Origin of the sequence: Ruegeria atlantica (genome assembly GCF_013033965.1) — a bacterium.
Classification (GTDB): Bacteria; Pseudomonadota; Alphaproteobacteria; order Rhodobacterales; family Rhodobacteraceae; genus Ruegeria; species Ruegeria atlantica_D.
Genome location: NZ_WQFE01000004.1, coordinates 18014 through 41223 on the forward strand (window position 1 = coordinate 18014; position 23210 = coordinate 41223).

Annotated in this window: 21 protein-coding genes; 16 read left to right on the forward strand and 5 right to left on the reverse strand. The window is 57.4% G+C overall.

All coding sequences use genetic code 11. The features are described from left to right. Positions 1-49: 49 nt before the first annotated feature. Together GOW16_RS08885 and GOW16_RS08890 are read left to right on the forward strand one after the other, a co-directional pair. The gene (locus tag GOW16_RS08885) at positions 50-1162 is read left to right on the forward strand and encodes a Ppx/GppA phosphatase family protein (RefSeq protein ID WP_170413449.1); all 1113 of its coding nucleotides are present in this window, start codon (positions 50-52) and stop codon (positions 1160-1162) included. Further along, positions 1162-1878 carry an RlmE family RNA methyltransferase gene (locus GOW16_RS08890; protein WP_170413452.1) on the forward strand — a complete coding sequence of 239 codons (717 nt, stop codon included), beginning with the start codon at positions 1162-1164 and terminating at the stop codon, positions 1876-1878. The genes GOW16_RS08885 and GOW16_RS08890 overlap by 1 nt, the downstream gene beginning before the upstream one ends. 1 nt (position 1879) lies before the next feature. Here GOW16_RS08890 and GOW16_RS08895 read toward each other — a convergent pair whose 3' ends face one another. From GOW16_RS08895 to GOW16_RS08905, 3 genes are all read right to left on the reverse strand, one after another. Further along, positions 1880-2068: a hypothetical protein gene (locus tag GOW16_RS08895; RefSeq protein ID WP_170413454.1), complete on the reverse strand. Its 189-nt coding sequence runs from the start codon at positions 2066-2068 to the stop codon at positions 1880-1882. Positions 2069-2165: 97 nt separating this feature from the next. Next, entirely contained in the window at positions 2166-4067 is a 1902-nt protein-coding gene (locus tag GOW16_RS08900) for a cytochrome c3 family protein (protein WP_170413459.1), read from the reverse strand. Beyond that, complete coding sequence (locus GOW16_RS08905) at positions 4064-4930, reverse strand: YihY/virulence factor BrkB family protein (protein WP_170413462.1); 867 nt, start codon at positions 4928-4930, stop codon at positions 4064-4066. Before GOW16_RS08905 ends, GOW16_RS08900 begins: the two co-directional genes overlap by 4 nt. A 178-nt stretch (positions 4931-5108) precedes the next feature. Between GOW16_RS08905 and GOW16_RS08910 the strand changes: the two genes are divergently transcribed. The 8 genes from GOW16_RS08910 (at position 5109) to GOW16_RS08945 (ending at position 13535) form a co-directional block, all read left to right on the forward strand. After that, a complete protein-coding gene (locus GOW16_RS08910; RefSeq protein ID WP_170413464.1) occupies positions 5109-6194 on the forward strand; it encodes an AI-2E family transporter in 1086 nt (361 codons plus the stop codon). A gap of 3 nt (positions 6195-6197) precedes the next feature. After that, positions 6198-7310: an acetoin utilization protein AcuC gene (locus GOW16_RS08915; RefSeq protein ID WP_368039879.1), complete on the forward strand. Its 1113-nt coding sequence runs from the start codon at positions 6198-6200 to the stop codon at positions 7308-7310. Between the two features lie 107 nt (positions 7311-7417). Further along, the gene (locus GOW16_RS08920; protein WP_170413466.1) at positions 7418-8395 is read left to right on the forward strand and encodes an AAA family ATPase; all 978 of its coding nucleotides are present in this window, start codon (positions 7418-7420) and stop codon (positions 8393-8395) included. 17 nt (positions 8396-8412) lie between these two features. Continuing rightward, positions 8413-9360: a DUF58 domain-containing protein gene (locus tag GOW16_RS08925; protein ID WP_170413468.1), complete on the forward strand. Its 948-nt coding sequence runs from the start codon at positions 8413-8415 to the stop codon at positions 9358-9360. After that, positions 9357-9830: a DUF4381 domain-containing protein gene (locus tag GOW16_RS08930; RefSeq protein WP_170413470.1), complete on the forward strand. Its 474-nt coding sequence runs from the start codon at positions 9357-9359 to the stop codon at positions 9828-9830. Before GOW16_RS08925 ends, GOW16_RS08930 begins: the two co-directional genes overlap by 4 nt. Then, positions 9830-10813, forward strand: coding sequence for a VWA domain-containing protein (locus GOW16_RS08935; protein WP_170413472.1), 984 nt, complete (start codon positions 9830-9832; stop codon positions 10811-10813). Before GOW16_RS08930 ends, GOW16_RS08935 begins: the two co-directional genes overlap by 1 nt. After that, positions 10810-12315 (forward strand): VWA domain-containing protein, encoded by a 1506-nt coding sequence (locus GOW16_RS08940; protein ID WP_170413474.1) that lies wholly within the window; start codon positions 10810-10812, stop codon positions 12313-12315. Before GOW16_RS08935 ends, GOW16_RS08940 begins: the two co-directional genes overlap by 4 nt. After that, positions 12312-13535, forward strand: a complete 1224-nt coding sequence (locus GOW16_RS08945) for a BatD family protein (protein ID WP_170413476.1) — start codon at positions 12312-12314, stop codon at positions 13533-13535. Before GOW16_RS08940 ends, GOW16_RS08945 begins: the two co-directional genes overlap by 4 nt. Positions 13536-13537: 2 nt before the next feature. Here GOW16_RS08945 and GOW16_RS08950 read toward each other — a convergent pair whose 3' ends face one another. Then, positions 13538-14218: a Crp/Fnr family transcriptional regulator gene (locus GOW16_RS08950; RefSeq protein WP_170413479.1), complete on the reverse strand. Its 681-nt coding sequence runs from the start codon at positions 14216-14218 to the stop codon at positions 13538-13540. Between the two features lie 196 nt (positions 14219-14414). On the opposite strand from GOW16_RS08950, the gene GOW16_RS08955 reads away from it, so the two are divergent. The 3 genes from GOW16_RS08955 (at position 14415) to cls (ending at position 18510) form a co-directional block, all read left to right on the forward strand. Continuing rightward, positions 14415-16025, forward strand: a complete 1611-nt coding sequence (locus tag GOW16_RS08955; protein ID WP_170413481.1) for an arylsulfatase — start codon at positions 14415-14417, stop codon at positions 16023-16025. Positions 16026-16098: 73 nt separating this feature from the next. Then, on the forward strand, positions 16099-17073 hold the full coding sequence (locus GOW16_RS08960; RefSeq protein WP_170413484.1) for an HAD family hydrolase: 975 nt from the start codon (positions 16099-16101) through the stop codon (positions 17071-17073). 24 nt (positions 17074-17097) lie between these two features. After that, complete coding sequence (gene cls, locus GOW16_RS08965; RefSeq protein WP_170413486.1) at positions 17098-18510, forward strand: cardiolipin synthase; 1413 nt, start codon at positions 17098-17100, stop codon at positions 18508-18510. Here cls and GOW16_RS08970 read toward each other — a convergent pair. Then, positions 18507-18941, reverse strand: a complete 435-nt coding sequence (locus tag GOW16_RS08970; RefSeq protein ID WP_170413490.1) for an ion channel — start codon at positions 18939-18941, stop codon at positions 18507-18509. The genes cls and GOW16_RS08970 overlap by 4 nt on opposite strands. A gap of 170 nt (positions 18942-19111) precedes the next feature. On the opposite strand from GOW16_RS08970, the gene GOW16_RS08975 reads away from it, so the two are divergent. Genes GOW16_RS08975 through GOW16_RS08985 form a run of 3 tightly spaced genes read left to right on the forward strand, consistent with a single transcriptional unit; the run spans position 19112 to position 23200 of the window. Further along, positions 19112-19759 carry an ABC transporter ATP-binding protein gene (locus tag GOW16_RS08975; protein ID WP_170413494.1) on the forward strand — a complete coding sequence of 216 codons (648 nt, stop codon included), beginning with the start codon at positions 19112-19114 and terminating at the stop codon, positions 19757-19759. Then, positions 19756-22170: an FtsX-like permease family protein gene (locus tag GOW16_RS08980; protein ID WP_170413497.1), complete on the forward strand. Its 2415-nt coding sequence runs from the start codon at positions 19756-19758 to the stop codon at positions 22168-22170. Before GOW16_RS08975 ends, GOW16_RS08980 begins: the two co-directional genes overlap by 4 nt. Continuing rightward, on the forward strand, positions 22160-23200 hold the full coding sequence (locus tag GOW16_RS08985; RefSeq protein WP_170413500.1) for a lipocalin-like domain-containing protein: 1041 nt from the start codon (positions 22160-22162) through the stop codon (positions 23198-23200). The genes GOW16_RS08980 and GOW16_RS08985 overlap by 11 nt, the downstream gene beginning before the upstream one ends. Positions 23201-23210: the final 10 nt, after the last annotated feature.

Here is a 23210-nt window from a genome sequence, read left to right on the forward strand (position 1 = left end):
ATCGCCCGACCTATGGTCGGGGTAACTCGAAAATCGGAGGGCGTTTAAGATGGCGCCCAAGCGTCCCAAAGGTGCGGGCGCGTTCCCGAAGGCGGTCGAAAGCCCCGCGCCAGCAAGACCCGATCCAGATGCGTTATATGCGGCGCTGGATTTGGGAACGAATAGCTGCCGCATGTTGATAGCCCAGCCCAAGGGCAGCGGGTTCCATGTGGTCGACAGCTTTTCCAAATCCGTGCAATTGGGCGCGGGTTTGGAACGGACCGGACGGTTGTCCCGGTCCTCGATGGCGCGCACCATTCAGGCGCTGCGCATCTGTCAGCAAAAGCTGAAACGCAACAAGGTCAGGCGCATGCGCCTGGTTGCGACCGAGGCATGCCGACGCGCGAAAAACTCGCGCGATTTCATTCGACAGGTGAAACGCGAAACCGGCCTGAATCTTGAGATCATCCAGCCCGAGGAAGAGGCGCGCCTTGCCGTGATCTCTTGCGCCCCACTTGTGTCCACCAAGACCGAGCAGTTGTTGGTCGTCGATATCGGTGGTGGATCGACCGAACTGGTGTGGATCGACATCTCATCCGTGCCACGCCGGGACCGTCCCGCTGCGATCATGCGGTTGCATCACGGGTTTCACACCACCGAAAGCCCCTTTCCTGCGGCTAAAGTCGTCGACTGGATCAGCGTGCCCCTGGGTGTTGCAACACTGCGCGATCAGTTCAACGACGTCGAAGATGACTCGGCCCGCTTTGCCCTGATGAGTTGGTTTTTCGAAGAGAACCTAGCTGATTTCGCGCCTTACAAGGACGAACAGGCCCGATTGGGATTCCAGATCGTCGGCACCAGCGGCACTGTTACAACCGTTGCCGCCTCACATCTTGGGCTCAAGCGCTATGACCGCACCAAGGTGGACGGTTTGCGCATGACCAGCGATCAGATTGACAAAGTGATACGAGGGTATCTAGAACTCGGCCCTCAGGGTCGGCGCCGGGATCCGCGTATCGGCGATGACCGGCAGGCCCTGATCATGTCCGGCTCGGCCATTTTGCAGGCGCTGTTAAGATGCTGGCCCACCGACCGCCTTTCCGTGGCGGACCGGGGGCTGCGCGAAGGCTTGCTTTATGCGCAGATGAGTGCGGACGGTGTATTGGAAGACGGACCGTTCTGATGGCGAAGACACCAAGTGGCAAAAACACCTCGGGTCGCGGACAGCGTGACCTGAAGGTCAAGGTTAAGACTGCACGTGGGCGCAAGCTCAGCTCGACCCGTTGGCTCGAGCGGCAGTTGAACGACCCTTATGTGAAGCGTGCGCAGGTCGAAGGGTATCGTGGGCGGGCTGCGTTCAAAATCCTCGAGTTGGATGATAAATTCCGCTTTCTCGTTCCCGGAGCACGTGTCGTCGATCTGGGCTGCGCCCCCGGTGGCTGGCTGCAAGTGGCCGTCAAACGTGTGAACGCGCTGGGCGAAAAGTCCGGCAAACGGATCGGCACAGTTCTGGGCGTTGATCTGCAAGAGGTTGAACCCGTGGCTGGTGCAGAGGCACATGTGCTGGACTTCATGGAAGACGATGCCGACGAAAAGGTCAAAGAGTGGCTGGGCGGCAAGGCGGACGTGGTGATGTCTGACATGGCAGCGTCGTCCTCGGGGCACAAACAAACCGACCACCTGCGGATCATGGCGCTGTGTGAAACAGCGGCCTATTTCGCCTTTGACGTATTGGAAGAAGGCGGCACGTTTGTCGCCAAGGTTCTGGCTGGCGGCGCCGAAGGCGATCTGCAGAAGCTTTTGAAACAGAAGTTCGACAAGGTTGCGAATGTGAAGCCGCCCGCATCACGCTCGGACAGTTCCGAGAAGTTTGTTGTCGCAACCGGTTTCCGCGGCTAGATCAGTCGTCCAAAGAAATCCGATCCTCGGTCAGCACCTGTTCGCGCAATGAAGCCGCGGCAATACCTTGGATCAACAGTGCTTCGCCGTGATTGATGTATTCGGGCGGTCTTGCCCGCAATTCCTCTATCCGTTGCAGCAAAGCCAATGGCTTTTTCAGCGCCGACGTGTGGACCGGTTTTAGAAACATGTGTCACCTATGGTCTGAGGCAAACGCCGCCTCAGCCCAATCGGTAACTTTGAAATTTGCCGGGAAAATGACGGAAACCGGGCCAAGCCATGCCGTTTCAGCGGCCCAGCTGTTCCTTTAACTGTAAAAGGTTAGGGTCCTCGGGGATGAACTTTAGCCCCCGCTCCAGAACATCGCGCGCGGCCTGGGGACCGCGATTGATCTGCGCCAGCTGCACCAGCATTGGCCAGGCTTCGGCGCGTTGCGGGTCCAGCGCGACGACCTCTTGAAACGCCTGCTCGGCAGCCGCCGCGTTGCGGAACGTCAGGGCCATCCCGCCAAGCACAAGATGCGTTTCGGGAAAATCCAGACGGTTGGAAATCGCAGCCTGCCACTCAGACATGCCCTGCCCCGACAACTGACGTTGTTCGGTCGTTAGGGCCTGCGGTTGAATGTTCAGGAACTCTTTTGCAGCCGAAATGCGAACATTTTTCAGCGGGTCGGACAGCAGCGGCTCAAGCCGTTGAATTTGATCGGACAAGCTCGCCTGCCGCTGCAGCGGTGCCGCGTTTGCGCGAACCAGAGCGTCCTCATCTTCCAATAGCCCAGCCATTCTGGCCGCTACATCAACGGACCCAAAAGGTTGAAGCAGATAGGCGGCTGTGGCGCGCACGATACCGGGTTGATCACGGTCGGTCGCGATGTCCAATAGTTCCTCAGGTCCTTCCGCGCGACCCAACGTTGCGGCCTGAAAGGCCGACCCGAAATGCGGCTTTCGATGCGCGCTGTCCGGGAACCAGCGTTCGATTTGTTGGGCCGCCCATGTCTGATCCTGATCCGAGTGGCAATCGGTACAGGCATCCTGCCCCAGCCCCAAATCAGGACGCGGCACGCGAAAGCTGTGATCGCGCCTGCCGTCGGCACCCATATAGACACGCTCGATCATGTGGCAGGATTTGCACTGCGCACCCTCGCTGCCATCTGCGTGGTAGTGATGTTCCGGCGTGTCGTAGTCTTTGGCCGTCAGAGTGGGAAACCTCGGGTTCGCGGCCAGCGAATGACACTGCGTACACACCCCGTTTCCATCCGCCTTTAGCGTTGCGCTATGCGGCTCGTGGCAATCCATGCAGCCCACGCCGCGATCGTACATTTTGGACTGCAGAAACGAGCCATAAACATAGACTTCATCCAGAATCTGCCCGTCCGGGTGGTACAGTCCCGGTCGAAGTACCGCCAGATTATATGCGTCATGGTAGGGCGTCCCGGGCAACGGATTGCCGTCCCCATGCGCCTCGCGACGGGAATGACAACCCGCACATTGCTGAATCTCGGCCTCAGTCTGGCCCTTTCCCCAATCTACCGGGAACCCCGTGTCGCCAAGCCCTGAGGGCAGGCTTTGCCCGCGGACCCAGTCGATATGTGTGGACCCGGGACCGTGGCATGCTTCACACCCTACCCCGATCTCAGCCTGGGTCGAGTTATAGGTGCGCGTTTCGGGCTCGTAATTCTTTTCAAAACCGGTTGCATGGCATTCAGCACAGCGTGCATTCCAGTTCTTATACGGCCCGGTCCAGTGCAATCCATCGTCAGGGGGTAAATCCTGATCGGGATAAAGGTGAAACCACCGCTTGTTCCGGGTATCCCAGACAACATCGAAACTTTGCAACCGGCCGGGTTCCGTTTCGAACAGGTACTGCTGTAACGGTTCGATACCAACGACGGAGTGTACGCCGTATTCTGTGGTCACCCCGTCCTTTTCTGTCACCTTTGCATTCAAACCATCTTGGGCGCTGGAAAACTCCACCGACATCCCGTCATGGTCGAACCGCGTTCCATCAAAATCGGCGACAACCGCGCCGTCTTCGACTTCGGTCCAGGCCAGCGCGTGATGAGATTTGGACCACGCTGCCGCCTCGTCCTTATGACATTCGGCACATTGATCCGACCCGACATAGGTCGGAGACTGACCAAAGGCGGCCACAGGCACTAGCAACCCTGCGCAAAGTGCCAGAAATTTCACTGAGAGCTCCGATCCTGATTGTCTTCAAGATCCATCAACGCACCGTTGTATTCGGCCCCAAGAATCAGAATGGCCGCACACAGGTACAAAAAGATCAGCGCCGCCATGACCCCGGCCAATCCCGCATACGTGGCGCTATAGGTGGCGAATTGAGCGATATAGATCGAGAACCCCCACCCGCCTGCGGCCCACAAGGCCAACGTCAGCATAACACCTGGAAGGATTTGCATCAGCTTGTGTCGCCGCGTCGGCAGAATCAGATGCGCCAGCAGAACGGTCCCGGCCGGAACCGCAACGGTAAAAGTCCAGCGCAAGCGGTCCACCGACAACCAGTCTGAAACGTTCACATCGGTCTTCTCGCTCACCAATTGGGTATAGGCAGGCAATACAACCTCGACCGCGGCAATGCCCAAGATGGCCACTCCACCAACGATCACAAGACCCAGACACAGTAACCGGGTTTTCCAGAACGGCCAGACGTCACTGTCGTGGTAGGCCTGGTTCATGGCCGCCCGCACCGCCATCACACCGTTCGAGGCGAAGAAAATCGCCAAAAGACCACCAAGTGTAATAACGCCCGAGCCGGATTCTTGCAGAACAGCCCGCAATTCAGCCACGATTGGCCCCGCAACGTCCTTGGGCCACGCCCCGAAAACCAGCTCAATCAATTCGTCGGTGACATACCCCTGGGACAACGACCCCGCCAAAGCCACGGTGAACAGGACAAAAGGAAACAGCGCCAGCATCAACGACATTGCGACGTGGCTGCTCATGACGAACCCGTTTTTGTTGTTGAACCGAACAACGGCCAGCCACAGCGCCTGAACCGGTCGGCCAATAGAGGGAATCACACGTGCATTCATGCGCTCAGCCTAACCCGCCGCGCCTTTCCTCTGAAATGGCAAATCCCTTCATAACGTAAAATATCCCGCACAAATATCTGGGCACATTGCAGAATCCTATCCAGCTATGCAGGTTCGCCTTCCAGACTGACCACCTTTCGGTGTAACGTTCTACGCGGCATCACAGGCGGGCTAGACGATGATTTTGGAACCTGATCAGAATACGGGCGGCCCGCGACTGAAACTTTCGGTTGTTCGGGACACGGCAATTGTCGCCACGCTGATCGTGCTGGGACTTTATGCAGGTTCCGCGTTTTTGATTCCGCTGACCATGGCATTATTGATCAACGTTTTGATCATTGCGCTGAGCGACCGGGTTATCGCGATGGCGCGGGTGCCCGTCTGGCTGGCCAACATCGCTGCCGTCACGGTCGTCCTGGCCGGTTTGTTCGTGATCATGTACATCCTCGGCAGTCAGGCGACGCAGTTCGCCCGCTCTATCAACACATATGAAAATCAGTTCGACGGCGCAGTGAACCGGATCACCGGGCTGGTTGGCAATGACGTCACCACGTTCATTCGCGACAATCTGGTCAGTATCGACATGTCCTATGTCGCGCGCGTGTTACTGAGCAGCGCAACATCGTTGCTGAACCAGTTTTTCCTGATCAGCCTCTACGTTGCCTTCCTGATGGCCGAACGTCTGGCTTTTCGCAAAAAGATCCAACTGGCTGCGGGACACCCTGAAACCGGGGCTGAATTCACAGCCATTCTGGATGCGATCACGTTCAGCCTGCAGCGCTATGTCGGGGTGAAAACCTTCATCAGCCTCGTCACGGCGGGCATCAGCTATAGCGTCTTCAAGGTGCTTGGCCTTGAATACGCCGAGACATGGGCCGTTTTGACCTTTGCGCTGAACTTCATCCCGTCCATCGGTTCGATTATCGCGGTGATTTTTCCGGCCATGATTGCCCTGGTTCAATATGAAACGATCGGCCCCTTTCTGATCATCGTATTGGGCTGCGGAACCATCCAGTTCCTGATCGGCAATTTCGTGGACCCCGCCTTGCTGGGCCGGTCACTGAATATGTCCACGTTTCTCGTGATCCTCGCGCTGACTTTCTGGACAACCGTCTGGGGCCTGATCGGAGCGTTCCTGAGTGTTCCATTGACCGTCTGCATTCTGATCATTTTCAGCCATATCCCCGCGCTTAGGCCGGTGGCCATTCTGATGTCTCTTGATGGCCGCCTTGGTGACGACAACGTGCCCGCGCGGACCCAGTAACCTGTGCACAACCCCATTTTCATAGGGTCCGAGATCTATCGCCACTCGACCTATGGCTCAAAGCACCCACTGGCCATTCCACGTGTTTCAACCGTCATGGACCTTTGCCGCGCATTGGGCTGGCTTAACTCGGGGAACTACAGGGTCAGCCCCTGCGCGAAGCCCAGTGCGCTGCACCGCTTTCACACGCCGGACTACATCGAGGCGTTGCAGGCTGCGGAGAAGGCCCAAAGCGTATCGGATGACGTCCGTGCGACCTATGCGCTGGGCACATTGTCCAACCCGGTATTCCCCGAGATGTATCGGCGTCCGGCCACCGCCGCCGGAGGGTCCATGTTGGGTGCCGAACTGATCCGCGATGGCGGGATCGTGTTCAATCCTGCTGGCGGAACACACCACGGCCTGCCCGACCGCGCCAACGGGTTTTGCTATCTGAACGACCCGGTGCTGGCGATCCTTACACTGCTGCAGATGGGTTTGGATCGGGTTGCCTACATCGATATCGACGCCCATCACTGCGATGGGGTCGAGGCCGCTTTCCAAGATTCAGACAAGGTCCGGATGATTTCCATTCACGAATGCCGCCGATGGCCATTTACCGGAAGGCTCGAAGATGACGCGGGTGGCGCAGCATTTAACCTGCCGGTGGCCCGCGGCCTCAACGATGACGAGTTTGATGCCATACTCGACCAATTGATCCTGCCCGCGACCGAGGCGTTCAAACCGCAGGCCCTTGTCCTGCAATGTGGTGCTGACGCGGTTGCCGAGGACCCGCTATCGCGCCTAACGCTGTCCAACAACTCTCATTGGAAAGCCGTTGCCGCGCTGAAAGGCCTTGCGCCCCGCGTTCTGGTTCTGGGCGGCGGCGGGTACAACCCCTGGTCGGTTGGTCGCTTATGGACCGGTGTTTGGGCCACGTTAAACGGATTTGATATTCCCAAGACACTGGCAGAGGACACCCAATCCATTCTGAGCGCACTGAACTGGAAGCGGCGTGCTGGCCGGAACCGTCCTAATCATTGGCTTCGAAGCCTGCGCGACGCTCCAAATCACGGCCATATCCGGCCGGAACTGAAGGAAGATTTGCGTCAGCTGCGCGCGCGGATTTCACAGTAGATCAGCGAGACAAAGGCTGCTAACATACCGCTGTTACAGGACATTTTCTAATCACCACTCAAAATACAAATTCAGTTTCAAATGCTGATGTCGATTGGATCCGCCAAATGAATGCACTTAATCAGATAAATGATCTTAAAACCCGCATGGGACAATCGATCATCGGACAGACCGACGTGATCAACCGATTGCTGATCGGGATTCTGGCCAACGGCAACTTGCTGATTGAAGGGTTGCCCGGTCTGGCCAAGACCCGCGCGGTCAAAGCAATGGCCCGCAATCTGGACGCGCGTTTCAGCCGTATCCAGTTTACCCCGGACCTGCTGCCCTCGGATGTCACGGGCACTGAGGTGTTTCAACAAACCGATGACGGCGGCACGTTCCGGTTCGAACCCGGCCCGATCTTTGCCAATATCGTTCTGGCCGACGAGATCAACCGCGCCCCCGCCAAGGTTCAGGCTGCCTTGCTTGAGGCGATGGAAGAACGGCAGGTAACTGTCTCGGGAACAACCCATAAAATGGAACCGCTGTTCATTGTGATGGCGACCCAAAACCCAATCGAACAAGAAGGAACCTATCCATTGCCCGAGGCGCAGATGGACCGGTTCCTGATGCACGTTCAGATCACTTACCCTCCGGTCGAGGACGAGGTTGAAGTGATCCGTTTGGTTCGCGGGGAAGAGATTGCAGCGGGCAAAAGCGGATCAAAAGAAACGCCGCCGACAATCCCTCAGGACGCTGTATTCGCTGCGCGGGCCGAAATCGGCCAGATCCACGTGTCCGACGCTATGGATCGCTATATGGCCGATTTGGTGCAGGCCACACGAACTCCGGGCGCCCTGAGCGAAGAACTGGCCAGCTGGATCGACATCGGCGCCAGCCCACGCGCCTCGCTGGCGTTAGACAAATGCGGGCGAGTGCATGCCTGGATGAACCAGCGCGACTATGTCGACCCAGCCGACATTCGTGCCATCGCACATGACGTGTTACGCCACCGCATCACTCTAAGCTTCGAAGCACAAGGTAGCGCCAAAACGGCAGATGATGTGATTTCGGAATTCCTGCAGCTTGTTGCGCTGCCCTGAGACCAAAGGAACGCCGCGTGTCCCAGACCGCCGCATATCCCAATGACCCTCGCATTCACGTTGATGCGGACCACCTGTTGCGGTTGGGTCTAAACTCGCGCGCGCTCAGCCTTTTGCCCCGCCAACCAGCCCGATCCATCCTGAACGGCCGGCATGCCTCGCGCCTGCGGGGACGCGGTCTGAACTTTGAAGAGCTGCGAAACTATTTGCCCGGAGATGATATCCGTACCATCGACTGGAAAGTGACCGCGCGCACCGGAAAGCCCCACGTTAGGGTCTATACTGAGGAACGCGACCGTCCGGCCCTTTTGCTGGTGGATCAGCGCGTTTCGATGTTTTTTGGCACAAAAGTCTACATGAAATCGGTCATCGCGGCCGAAGCAGCGGCAATCGCGGCGCACCGCGTGCTGGCTCAAGGTGATCGTGTTGGCGGGATCGTCTTTGGCGATTCCGATTTGGCCGAACACCGACCCCAACGCCACCCCGCCGCACTGACACGGTTTCTGTCATCCGTGGGCGCGCTGAATTCAAACCTCCGCGCGACGTTGCGGTGTGAACCAACCGTGGCTTTGAATGATGTCCTGAAACAAGCCGCGCAGATTGCGAATACCAATAGCTTGGTGTGCGTCTTTTCAGATTTCGATGGGTTGAATGATGTGTCAGAGAAGCTACTGAGCAGACTTTCCGCGTCGAATGATCTGATATTGTTCAATATTTCCGACCCCAGCTCACGTGAACTTGCCCCGAACCTCCGGCTTACAGTGTCCGATGGCGACCGGCAGATTGAACTCGACAGCTCGGACCCTGACTTGTCGCGCCGAATAAGAACAGCGCTGGAAGATCGCCTTGCTCAACTGCAAACGTGGTCGCGCCGCTATGGCTTTCCCGTTGTACCGCTGACCACAGCGGAACCCACGCTGGACCAGTTGCTTAAGTTGTTTGGTCACTCCGGAGGCCAAAGATGAGTGTCGATGTCGAAGGCAAATCGCTGGTGGACCTGCTGGATATGCTGGAACCCGCCCCGGTGCCCGAACCTATTTCCATGGTGCCTCAAACCTGGGGATGGGGTGTTTTGGCCATAGTCCTTTCTGGGCTTATCATCCTTGGCATTTTTGCCTTTCTTCGCCACCGCCAAACGAACGCTTACCGGCGCGAAGCATTGGCCGAATTGGCGGCGTCAGACAACGATGCCGCAAAGATCGCCGAAATACTCCGCCGGACGGCTTTGGCTGCATACCCACGTAAAAAAGTCGCAGCATTACATGGGGGAGATTGGGCAAACTTCCTGAACCAAACATCTGACAATGTTAGCTTTACTGATAGCGATGGTCGCCAACTTGCGGAGGCGCCTTACAGAATGATCAAAGCCAATCCTGATCTTGCCGCCCTCGCGCGAAACTGGATCAAGTCTCACAAGCGGGACCGGACAGCGTGATGTTCTCCTTTGCTGCTTCTTGGGTCTTCCTGCTGCTTCCATTGCCCTTGTTGGTGTATTGGCTTGTCCCACCGCACCGCGAAAAAAGCAGCTCAATCCGTATCCCGTTCTTTCGCAGTGTGGCGCAGGCCGTTGGGGTTGAACCCAGGTCAGGATCCGTCATTCCAAAACGCGCGAAGATTCAGACCACCGCGATCGCATTGATCTGGCTCCTTTTAGTGACGGCCATGGCCCGCCCCGAAAAACTGGGTGAACCTTTGGTTATCGAGAAGTCGGCGCGCGACGTGGTGCTTGCCCTGGACATTTCGGGATCGATGGACCAGCGGGATTTCACGACAATAGATGGCGCTCCGAAACAACGACTGGCCGCGGTTAAGGATGTTTTGCGTCAGTTCATAACAGAACGCCAAGGCGACCGGATGGCTTTGATCATCTTTGGCACCCGGGCCTTTGTCCAAGCTCCCTTCACCGAAGATCTGAACAGTTTGAATGGGTTCCTGGATCAAACTCAAGTCGGCATGGCTGGTCCCAATACCGCATTGGGGGACGCAATCGGTCTGGGCATACGCACCTTTGACGCCAGCGAAGTTGACCAGCGTCTGATGATCGTTCTCAGCGACGGCGCGGATACGTCCAGCCGCATGACGCCGGTAAATGCCGCGGCAATTGCGGCCGAGAAAGGCGTCGTCATCTATACGATTGGCGTTGGTGACCCAGACGCCTCGGGCGAGGATCGGGTTGATTTGGATGCCTTGCAAGAAATCGCAGACCGTACGGGCGGCGAATACTTCTTTGCGGACGACGAAGAAGCATTGGCTGATACATATGCACGGATTGACGAACTCAATCCCCGGGTCGTGGAAACGCAAAGCTACAGGCCACGCGAAAGCCTAGCTCATTACCCGCTTGTGTTGGCGTTGCTGACAATGCTCATCTCCATGACCAGCCAGCACATCATCCAGCGGCGCAGAGGTATAGCATGAGTGGCCCGTTGGCAGATTTCCATTTTTTGCGCGCCACTTGGCTGCTGTTCCTCATTCCCATTGCGGTCATGTGGTGGATGATGCGACCCAAGCCAAAATCAAACGCCCAGTCCCTTGCAGGTATCGCGCCGCACCTTGCTGTCGCTCTGACCCTGGGGGCTGAGGACAAAAGGCGTGTGTACCCGATAGACGTCGCGATGATCGCTGCAATCCTCGTAACACTGGCGGCGGCAGGACCAACATGGTCACGAGCGCCAAACCCATTGGTCGCCGACACTGCGCCTCTGGTCATTGCGTTGAAGGTCACGGACAGCATGGAGGCACCGGACCTTCCGCCATCCCGACTGGAACGGGCCAAATTCAAGGTGACTGATCTGATCAACGCGCGCGTCGGCGCTCAGACGGCGTTAATCGCTTATGCCGGGACCCCACACCGCGTCGCACCCTTGACCGAAGACGCCAACATTCTGCGCCCGCTTTTGGAGGGTCTCGCGCCCGCGGTCATGCCAAAACAGGGGGACGCCGCGGCTGACGCATTGGCCCTTGCCGAGACGATCCTGAACGACAGCGAAACGCCCGGCGCAGTCTTGTTCGTTCTGGACGACCTCGACCCGTCTCAACTATCCGCATTCGAGACTACGACCGCACCTGTGTTTTTTCTGACTATGCTGCCGAACGGTCAAACTATTGCTCAGTTAAACGGCTTACGGAATACAACTGTTGTTCCTTTTTCGAATGACGAACGTGATATCAATCGCTTAGAGCGCCAAATTCAATCGGCTTACACGGCAGCACTGGACGATGACGACCGATTGGATTGGCAGGACAAAGGCTGGTTGCTGGCTTGGCCCGCCGCGCTTTTATCGTTGCTTTGGTTCCGCCGCGGTTGGGTTATCCGGTTGGCACTTCTGGCGGCGTTCCTTGCATCGCCATCGGGACCTGCATCCGCCGATGGTTGGCAAGATTGGTTCTTGACCCCGGATCAACAGGGGCAAATCGCCATGAATCAGAAACGCTACGCGCAAGCGGCCGAGCTGTTTCAAGATCCTTATCACAACGGGTACGCACAGCTGAAAGCTGGTCAGTACCCTGAGGCAGCGGCCGTCCTGGTCGAACTGGACACACCCGAAGCTGCGTTTTCCGAGGGAATGGCGCGAATTCGAAACCGCGAGTACCGACCGGCCATAGCGGCATTTGAAACGGCGTTGGAGCGACGACCCGATTGGCCCGAAGCACAACACAACCTCGAGGTTTCCAAAGCGATCCTCGAATTCGTCGAAACAACCCGAGAACAGTCGGACACAGGCGAAGAGGCTGGCATCGGAGCTGACGACACAGTCTTTGACAATGAGGCTGGGCGCGGAGAGGACACGACCATTCAGGCCCCGTCCGACGGCGCGCAGGCCATGTCTGCCGACCAATGGATCAGCACGATTGACACGGACATGCAGGACTTTCTGCGCAATCGATTTCTGTTGGAAAATCAGGAGCAACAGCAATGAGATACTTGACAGTCCTCATGCTATTTATCCCGGCACATTTGGTGGCTCAGACCGATACTCAGCCGCAGGTCACGATTGAGGCGCCCTCTGATCCGGTCACTGTCGGGCAACCGGCAATCGTCCGGATAAAGGTCCTTGTGCATACGTTCATGCCGTCTCCTCCGGTGTTTCCGTCGCTGGAGCGGGAAAACCTGCTTGTTCGCTTGCCCGAGCGAGCCTCGGGGCCAATCAGCGAAACTGTCGATGGAAAGACCTGGTCCGGTATCCAGCGCAGCTATCGTCTGTATCCGCTTCAGGTTGGGCCAGTCGAATTCGGCGCGCAAAAAGTGGTTGTGACCTATGCCGATCCCGAAACGAACGCACCGACGAAGGCCGCTGTCCCCCTGCCCCAGGTCGCCTTGAGTGCCGTCGTACCGGAGGGCGCGCGTGACCTGAGCCCGTTGATCCTGGCAACGGGATTCACAGTCGACCAACAGATCGACGGATCAACCGAAATGGAAAACGGCGGTGCCATAACGCGCCGACTGACTGCCAAAATTACCGGAACGACCCCATTTCTGTTGCCAGAATTGATCCCCGATATGCAGGATCCATTGCTGAGCGCTTACCCAAAAGAACCGCGATTCACCGAGAGCGAAGATCGGGGTCTTCTATCCGGCGAGCGCGTTGATGAGATCGTTTATCTTGCGCAAGACGGCGGCCAGACTCAACTGCCGCCCATCACGATCCGATGGTATAATCTGGGCACCAATCAGGTTGAAACGATTGATATCGACCCGGTTGCACTGACGCTTGCACCGCCGAAATGGCAGCCGCCTGACACGGATACATTGATCAGGATGTTTGCCTGGGTGGTCGGGTTGCTCTTTGCTCTTTGGGCCTCAGTACGGTTCCTTGGCCCACGTGTCAGAGAATGGAACCAAACGAGGCGCGGCAGATACCGCGCTTCCACCGACTACGCACTGGAGGCGTTGAGGAAAGCCCTGCAAGATCATGATATCTCATTATCTTATTCATGGTTAGAGATCTGGAAATCGCGCAGCAACGACCCGGACCGGGCTAGCGACCTGGAAGAGCAACTAACGCGGATCGGGGCGGCAAGGTATTCATCTCACACAGATCCAGAATCCAACGACTGGGCTGCAGCTTTGTCCGCGCTCAAGGCGATGAAAAAGGCGACGCAATGCCCGCGGACGCCGCTACCACCGCTTAATCCCTGAGTTCAGCACTGGCAGGACGCGATCAGTTTTCGCCTATCCATCAGGCGTACGCGACCGTAACCAAGCTCGATCAATCCCAACGCGGCCAAACTGTGCAGTTTTCGGTGCAGAGTTGGCTGCGATACGGCCACCATCTCGGCCAGTTCATCTTGCGAGACGACAATCCACCCGTCGGATTTCGAGGCCCCCTCATCCAGATGCAGCAGGCGCAGAACCAACCGTTTTTCCGTGCCTGTCACCGCCAGATTCGCCATGATGCGCAACGCGGTTTGCATGTTTTCGTGCGATAACGCATAGAAATCACGAATGTATTCGGGTTTGTCACGAACAAGCCGCTCCAGCCGGAGAGACGGAAAAAACAGTGTTCGTGTGCGTTGTGTCGCAACAACGCTCACCAACCTGCTGGACTCGGCGAACAATGCAAGGTCACCAATCCAGAACCCACCACCCTGTCTGTGAACCACGAATTCCTGGCCGTCATCGGCAGGTGCGGTGATTTGAACTGCGCCCTCGAGAACCGCGTAAACCCCGTTGGCGATGTCCCCATAGTGATACAGGGCCGCGCCCTCATCGAATAATTTTGCGATCCCACAAGCCAGCAATTCCGATTGAAAATCTGGGCGGCGCGCCCCGAACCAACCAGAGGCCAGCAATAGCTGTCGGTCATGAGGATTTTCAAACATTAGTATTCTTCAATCTCATCATATGATAGGTTTCCAGACATTATCATAGCCTAAGCTACGGCTATTCGATTCCCGACGTAATTCGAATTTTTCTTGCCGGGAATCAATACCTTGTTGGCAGATCGAAAACCACTGATCGCCTACTATTTCTTTCAAATCCCGGGTCACAGGAACTCGGTCAGTTCAGGAGCACACTATGTCACCACCCCTTACGATTGCAGAAAGCTGGCGCGGCACATTGCGCAAATTCGCTGTCGCATCCGTCGCTGTTGCGCTGGCCCTGCCCGCCTGGGCCCAGGACCAAAAGCCCAATATTCTTGTGATCTGGGGCGACGACATCGGGCAATCCAACATCTCGGCCTATACGATGGGTCTGATGGGATACCAAACGCCAAACATCGACCGTGTCGCGAAAGAAGGCATGATCTTCACCGACTATTATGGCGAGCAATCCTGTACCGCTGGTCGATCATCCTACATCATGGGCCAGTCGGTTTTCCGTACAGGTCTTTCCAAAGTTGGTCTGCCTGGTGCTGATCTGGGTATGCAGGTCGAAGACCCGACCATTCCGGGATTGCTGAAAGATCATGGTTACGTGACAGGTCAGTTTGGCAAGAACCACCTCGGCGACAAAGATGAGCATCTGCCGACAAACCATGGTTTTGATGAGTTTTTCGGCAATCTCTATCACCTGAATGCTGAAGAAGAACCAGAGAACGAAGACTATCCCGGCGACGCGGTTCTGGCAGACGGTCGTACCTTCCGTGAGGCTTATGGCCCGCGGGGTGTGATCAAGTCCAAGGCGGACGGAACCATCGAAGACACCGGTCCGTTGACCAAGAAGCGCATGGAAACCGTTGATGACGAAACCGTTGCGGCGGCAATCGACTTCATCAAACGGGCACATGAGCAAGGCCAGCCCTTCTATGTCTGGTGGAACGGCACGCGCATGCACTTCCGCACCCACGTCAAAGATGAAATGCGCCAACAGGCCAATGAGATCTTTGGTGGCGTTGCCGACGAATACACCGCTGGCATGATCGAGCATGACATGCATGTCGGGCAACTGCTGGACCTGCTGGACGAGCTTGACATCGCAGACAACACCATCGTGCACTACTCGACCGACAATGGTCCGCACATGAACACTTGGCCGGATGCTGCTGCTACGCCATTCTGGGGTGAGAAAAACACCAACTGGGAAGGTGGCTGGCGCGTTCCGTCGATGGTCCGCTGGCCTGGTCAGATCGAGGCCGGATCAGTCACCAACGAAATCGTGCATCACATGGATTGGCTGCCAACATACCTGGCGGTTGCCGGCGACGCGGACATCAAGGAAAAGCTGAAAGCTGGCTACAGCTCGTCCGGTATGGGCCGCGACTACAAGGTGCACTTGGATGGCTACAACATTCTGCCCTTGCTGACCGGCGAAACAACTGAAAGCCCTCGCTCCGAGATCTTCTATTTCTCGGATGATGGCGATCTGACCGCGTTGCGCTATGACGACTGGAAACTGATCTTCCTTGAGCAGAAAGCTTGGGCAACCCTGCGTGCCTGGATCGAACCCTGGACCGAACTGCGCATTCCGCTGATCGTGAACCTGCGCCGGGATCCGTATGAGCGCGCCTATCGCACCTCCAACACATACTATGACTGGTTGTTGGATCGGGCCTATTTTCTGGTTCCCGCGCAGCAATACGTTGGTGACTTCCTGGCGACATTCCAGGAGTTCCCACCGCGCCAGAAAGCGGCGAGCTTCAACCTGGATCAGGTCATGGAGAAGCTAACGACACCGACAAACAACTAAGTCGCGTGTAAAAGCAAACCGGGTCGCCACATGAAAGGCGGCCCTTTTCATCTTGAAATTGAATGAGAAATTCATGCGACATATAATTCTAAGCGCCCTGCTGTCCTGTGTGCCGCTCGCTCTGTCCGCAGACCCGTTGCCCAGTTGGAACGCGGCCGACAGCAAAGACAGAATTATCGAGTTTGTCACGGCCGTAACTGACCCACAGCGCCCCGAATATGTGACACCCGCTGAACGGATCGCAGTCTTCGACAACGACGGTACGCTTTGGGCCGAACAGCCAGTGTATTTTCAGCTGATCTTTGCAATAGACCGGCTGGCTCAAATGGCCGAAGACGACCCTTCGATCCTGACCACGCCTGTATTGCAGGCGGCTGCGAAAGGCGATCTGAAGGCAATCGCGGAAGGCGGTCATGACGCCTTGATCGAGGTTTTGAACGCGTCGCACTCGGGCGTTTCGGTCGACGAATTCCAAAGCGCCGTAGCCGACTGGCTGGAAATCGCCCGGCACCCGGAAACCGACCTGCCCTATGATCAGATGACATATCAGCCGATGGCGGAATTGCTGCGGTATCTGCGCGATGAAGGCTTCAAGACGTACATTGTCTCTGGCGGCGGCGTACACTTTATGCGCGTCTTCGCCGAGGAAGCCTATGGCATTCCGCCCGAACAGGTTCTGGGAACATATATGGAAACCGCCTACGACAGCGCGGAAAGTGAACCGGTCATTGTCAAGGCTGACGGCATCGCATTCGTGGACGACAAGGAAGGCAAACCGATCAATATCGAACGTACGATCGGCAGGCGCCCCATTCTGGCCGGGGGAAATTCTGATGGCGATTTTGCGATGTTGGAATGGACCACCGCAGGTGATGGGCCGCGGCTGGGTGTTCTGGTTCATCATACGGATGCCGAGCGTGAATGGGCCTATGACCGGGAAAGCCCGATCGGAAAACTGGTCGATGGATTGGACAGGGGGCCAGACATGGGCTGGGTGATCGTAGATATGGCGCAAGACTGGTCGCGCATCTACACTGGGGCGAACTGAACCACCCCGGAGCCCAACAACCCAATGTGGACACTGCTTTTTTCCGCCCTTGTCTTTGCGCTCTATACAACGGCAGTTGTCTTCGCGGTGCGCGCGGCCCAAACCGCGCGCACGCCTCAAGGTGCCGTCGGCTGGGTGGTCTTTCTGATCTCGGCCCCGATGTTTGGTGTGCCGCTTTACCTGTTTCTGGGACACCATAGATTTCGGGGTTACCGCATCGCGCGGAAGGAAAGCCAGCGCGTTGTCGAGGGGATCAAAACTTTCGCCGATTACTCAAAGCCCAACGCCGACAAGATGCTCATCAACCCCAGACCGTTCGAGGCATTGGCGCATATGCCGGTGTCGCGGGGCAACGGGGCAGAGCTGCTGGTTGATGGTCAAGCCACCTTTGATGCGATCTTTGATGCTATCGATGCGGCCAAGGCGTATGTTCTCATCCAATTCTACATCGTGCGCGCAGATGAACTGGGGCAAAAACTGAAGGACAAGCTGATCGAAGCCGCCAAACGCGGTGTCAGCGTCCGGTTCATGATGGATGCCGTCGGAAGCTATAGCTTGTCAAAAGAATATATCGAAGAGATGCGCGAGGCAGGTATCGCCGTTTCAGATCCCGGTGAACAGCGCGGGCCGAGATTCAGGTTTCAATTGAATTACCGCAACCACCGCAAAACAGTGGTTATCGACGGCGAAACGGGTTTCATTGGGGGTCACAACGTCGGGGTCGAGTATCTTGGTCAGGACCCACATTTCGGACATTGGCGCGACACCCATGTCAGGTTGACCGGCCACATTGTCCGGCAATTGCAGTTGATCTTCATTGAAGACTGGCACTGGGCGCATGAAGAAGACCTGATCGACCAGTTGGACTGGGCCGGGACCGAGGCCGATCAGGACATGAACGCGCTGCTGGTGGCCACAGGACCAGGGGACGAGACAGAAACCGGCTCAATGATGTTTTTTGCGGCCATTACTGAGGCGCAGAAACGGATCTGGATCGCGTCGCCCTATTTTGTACCTGACATTGATATTATGGCCGCGCTAAAACACGCGGCTTTGCGCGGTGTCGACGTGCGCATTCTGGTACCTGACAGCATTGATCACCGCCTGCCGTGGTTGGCCGCCTTTGCCTATTTTGACGAGATCCGCTCCTGCGGGGCACAGATTCTGCGCTACACGGATGGCTTCATGCATCAAAAGGTTTTTGTGGTGGACGACTCGCTGGCCGCTGTTGGGACAACCAATCTGGACAACCGGTCATTTCGATTGAACTTTGAGGCAATGGCCTTGCTGTTTGATCCTCAGGCCGCCGCCGCAGTCGACGCGATGCTGCAGGAAGATTTCGCCAAAAGCTATGAGCTGACGCGCTATCTGGAACAGCAACCCATACACATACGTCTGGGCGCTCCGCTGGCGCGATTGTTCGCACCGATCCTTTAGGCCATAAACCTTTCCTGAAACACCCGGGTCATCAGGGCGACCATGTAGGCTGTGGACAACCCAAAGGCCAACAGGCCAGTGACCGCAGCAAACGTTCCGAAAATTCGAAGATTTTCTCCCAAAACGATGTCGCCGTAGCCAAGCGTGGTAAACGACACTAACGAGAAATACAGGGCTGTGTTCCAGTCGGGCAGTACATCATACGCGACCCAAACAATTGCCCAGATCCAAACCTGAATTGTGTGGGTCGCGACAATAAAGGCCAACGCGGTTGCAATCGGACCGGCGGTTGCCAGCATGGCACCGCTGTTCTCCCAACGCTCGACCAGCTTGTTGATGGCCAACGTGCACATTGTCAGAAGGATAATTTCGACCACAAAGCAAAGTCCAAGAAACGTACTGCCCCAAAGGATTTGCTGCGACAAGGTCATGTTTTTGCATCCTGAATTGTTCCGACGACGGATCGCTTCACAATGACCTGCACAGCGGGATGAGACAACCCGCTCGACCTTACGCATAGTGCGGCGAAAGGAACCTATGGCGTGTCAACGCTGGACAGTTAACGAAACTGTTGCAAATCCTTGTAAAAATGAGGACGAACATGCTGCTGACATTTGACAGGGTTCAGAAATCTTATCCCGGCGGCCGACCGGTTTTGCGCGACGTGTCCTTGTCGTTGGATCGTGGTCAAACGCTGGCTCTGACCGGTGAAAGCGGCAGCGGTAAAAGCACATTGCTTAACCTTGCCGCAGCGCTGGACACAGTCGATGGCGGGGAAATCACACTGGACGGAGCAGCCCTGTCGCAGCTGGATGATCCGGGGCGAGCCGCCCTGCGCCGCACATCCTTGTCTCTGGTGTTTCAGCAGTTCAACCTGATCCCGTCTTTGACCACAGGTCAGAACCTGACGTTTCATGCACGTTTGGCCGGATGTCATGATCCAGATTGGTGCGCGCATCTGGCCGAACGACTGGGCCTTTCCGATCTACTTGATCGATATCCCGAGAATTTGTCAGGCGGTCAGCAACAGCGCGTAGCGATCGGTCGCGCAATGGCCGCGCGGCCAAAATTGCTGCTGGCCGATGAACCCACAGGGAACCTTGACGAAACCGCCAGCGCAGCCGTTCTTGACCTGATGTTGGCCCTTGTCGCGGATACTGGCGCTGCGCTGCTCTTGGTTACTCATTCACACGATATTGCGGTCCGGTTGGATCGACGAGTTCATCTGGCCGGTGGGCGACTCGTATGACGGCGGCCGTTATCCAGGCGCTGGCCTCTCATTGGCGGACGCACCGGCTGCAATTGGCGACCCTTCTCGTCGGATTGGCGTTAGCGACCGGGCTTTGGTCAGCGGTTCAGGCCATCAATGCCGAGGCACGCGCCAGCTATGACCGGGCCGCTGATCAGCTGGCACTGGGTCGGTTTGACGAACTGCACGATCCTGCTGGTCCGATTCCCCTGTCACGTTATGTCGAACTCAGGCGCGCAGGCTGGCAGGTTGCCGCCGTGCTGGAGGGACCAATCCGGGTCGGGGGTCAAACCGTTCGGGTCCTTGGCGTTGACATGGTGGCCTATCCTGCCCTGCCCGCCATCACGCAAATGGAACAAAGAGGTACCCCGCCGAACCCCGCCGATATGTTAACGGCGCCAGGGCGATTGCTGACAACGCCTGCTTTGGAGCCACTTTTGACGGGTCAAAGCGGGTTGCCTCCAGTCCTGATCAGCGACGCCTTGCCCCCCGACCTGATCCTGACCGACATCGGCGTTGCAGAGACTCTGCTGAAAAAACCGGGAGAGGTTTCGCACCTGATCATTTTGCCGGATCAGCCCGGCGTGATCCCACCGCTGACGGAAATCGCCCCCGAGCTGGACCGAATTCCGGCGCAGGCGCAATTAGATACGGCTCAACTTACCGACAGCTTTCACCTGAACCTGTCCGCATTTGGCCTGCTGTCCTTTGCGGTCGGCCTGTTCATCGTGCACGGAACCGTGGGGCTGGCTTTCGCCCAACGGCGCAGCATGATCCGAACCCTGCGGGCATTAGGTGTTTCGATGCGACGTATGGTCTGGCTGATCATGGCCGAGCTATCCGTGCTGGCAATTGTCGGCGGGACACTAGGTCTGCTGCTGGGCTATTTCCTTGCAGGTGCCTTGTTGCCAGACGTGGCAGCGACCTTGCGCGGGCTATACGGCGCACCGGTCAGCGGCCAAATTTCCTTGCAACCGAAATGGGCGCTGTCGGGTTTGGCGATGGCGCTAGGTGGCACGTTTCTGGCCAGTGGGCAGGCCTTGTATCGCCTGTCGAAAATGCCAGTGCTCAGCGGTGCAGGTTTACAGGCATGGCGGGGCGCTGCATCCGGCAGCTTGGTCGTTGCCCTTGCCGGTGTCGCCGCCATTGTCGGAGGCATTCTGACCCTGCTGTTGTTCGGAGGGTTGGTGGCCGGCTTCGTCATGGTCGCCGGGTTGCTGGTCGGCTCTGCCTTGGTGTTGCCCTATGCGTTGTCGCGCGTCCTGATCCTGTTTCAGCATTCGGCAAAGGGGCCGATTGCCCAATGGGTCTGGTCTGACATGCGCGCGCAGCTGCCGGGTCTGTCATTGGCGTTGATGGCCCTCTTGCTGGCGCTTGCAGCGAATATTGGCGTGGGCACAATGGTTTCCAGTTTTCGGCTAACCTTTACCGGTTGGCTGGACCAGCGCCTGACATCCGAGGTCTACATCACGGCCGCCTACGATCAGCAAGGCCAGGAAATCGCGAAGTGGTTGGCCCCCAAGGTGGATGCCATCCTGCCGATCCGGAGTGTAGAGTTGGCGCATTCGTCGGGGCCTTTGTTCCTTTATGGCATCATTGACGATCAGACCTATCGTGAGAAATGGCCGTTGATCAGTTCTTCGGACCGGGTCTGGGACCGGGTCCACGACGGCACCGCTGTGCTGATCAACGAACAGCTCGCCCGTCGGGAAAATCTATGGCCCGGAGATTCTCTGGCGATCACACCCACTGACACGTTGACCATAGCGGGAGTCTATTCCGATTATGGTAATCCAACCGGTCAGGCCATCGTTTCCATGGCCCAACTGGATCAGATTGCGCCCGGGGCTGAGACGCGCCGGTTCGGCGTTCGGGTTGCGCCCGATCGCGCAACGGATCTGGCCCAGGCCCTGCGTGATCAGTTCGACCTGCCTCGCCGTGCAGTTGTTCAGCAGGCCGCAATGAAAGCGCAATCCATGCAAGTGTTCGAAAAGACATTCGTTGTGACCTCGGCCTTGAACATCCTCACGCTGGGGGTTGCGGGGTTCGCCATTCTGACCAGCTTGCTGACGCTGTGGACGCAGCGCCTGCCACAGATTGCGCCAGTCTGGGCACTTGGGTTGACCCGTGCGGAGCTGGCGCGGCTGGAGGTTCTGCGCAGCGTATTGCTGGCCGTACTAACAGCTCTGCTTGCATTGCCGCTGGGGTTGGCCTTGGCCTGGGCGTTGTTGGCCGTCATCAATGTCGAAGCATTCGGCTGGCGGCTGCCGATGTACCTGTTCCCGGCGGATTGGGCTTATCTGTTTGGTCTGACCCTGCTTGCAGCTTTCATAGCAGCAGCACTGCCGGCCGCCCGTCTGCTGCGCCTGCCGCCGGCGGATTTACTGAGGGTGTTTGCCAATGAACGTTAGGATCTGGCTGATCGTTTTGTTGCTGGCCTTGCCGGGCTTTGGCCGGGCGCAGGGTTACGCAGGCTTGGGCGGCTCGGCGGAAGGGTTCACTGTGCCGCAGCCCGGTTACACGTTTCAATTCCCGCAGGATCACGGCCCCCACTCGGACTACCGAATCGAGTGGTGGTATCTGACGGCCAACCTCAAAGGTGAGGATGGGCGCGACTATGGCATCCAGTGGACCCTGTTCCGATCAGCGCTGAAACCACATGAGGCCGAAGGGTGGCAAAGCCCGCAGATCTGGATGGGCCATGCTGCAGTGACCACTCCCAAAAAACACTATTTCGCGGAACGCCTTTCGCGCGGTGGCATTGGTCAGGCTGGGGTTACGGCTAAGCCATTCGAGGCCTGGATCGACGAATGGCACATACGCGGCCCCGACCTGAACACGGTCAGCCTTTCAGCAAACGGCGCGGAGTTCGGCTACGACCTCAAACTCACGGCCAAGGGACCGCTCGTATTTCATGGCCAGAACGGGTATTCGGTCAAATCCGCAGACGGACAGGCCAGTTACTACTATTCCCAGCCATTTTACGAAGTCGAAGGCGACTTGCGCCTGCCGGGTGGAAAGGTCGCCGTCACCGGACAAGGGTGGCTGGATCGTGAATGGTCGTCCCAGCCCTTGGCCGCAGATCAAAGCGGCTGGGACTGGTTTTCACTCAGCTTTAACGATGGCGACAAGATGATGGCCTTTCGCCTGCGCGGTGAACGTAGTGATTTCACTGCTGCCACCTGGATCGCCGCCGACGGTACGACAACCGCAATCCCCGACGGCTCTGTAGCATTCGAGCCGCTGACGACCACGCCCGTCGCTGGCCGTGAAGTACCTGTCCGATGGCGCGTCACATTGCCCGACCGGGATTTGGACGTCGAAGTATCGGCGCTGACAGCCGACGCCTGGATGGCCACCCGGTTTGAATACTGGGAAGGTCCCGTCCAGATCAGCGGCAGCCATTCCGGACGGGGATATCTTGAAATGACCGGGTACTGATCCGTTCGTT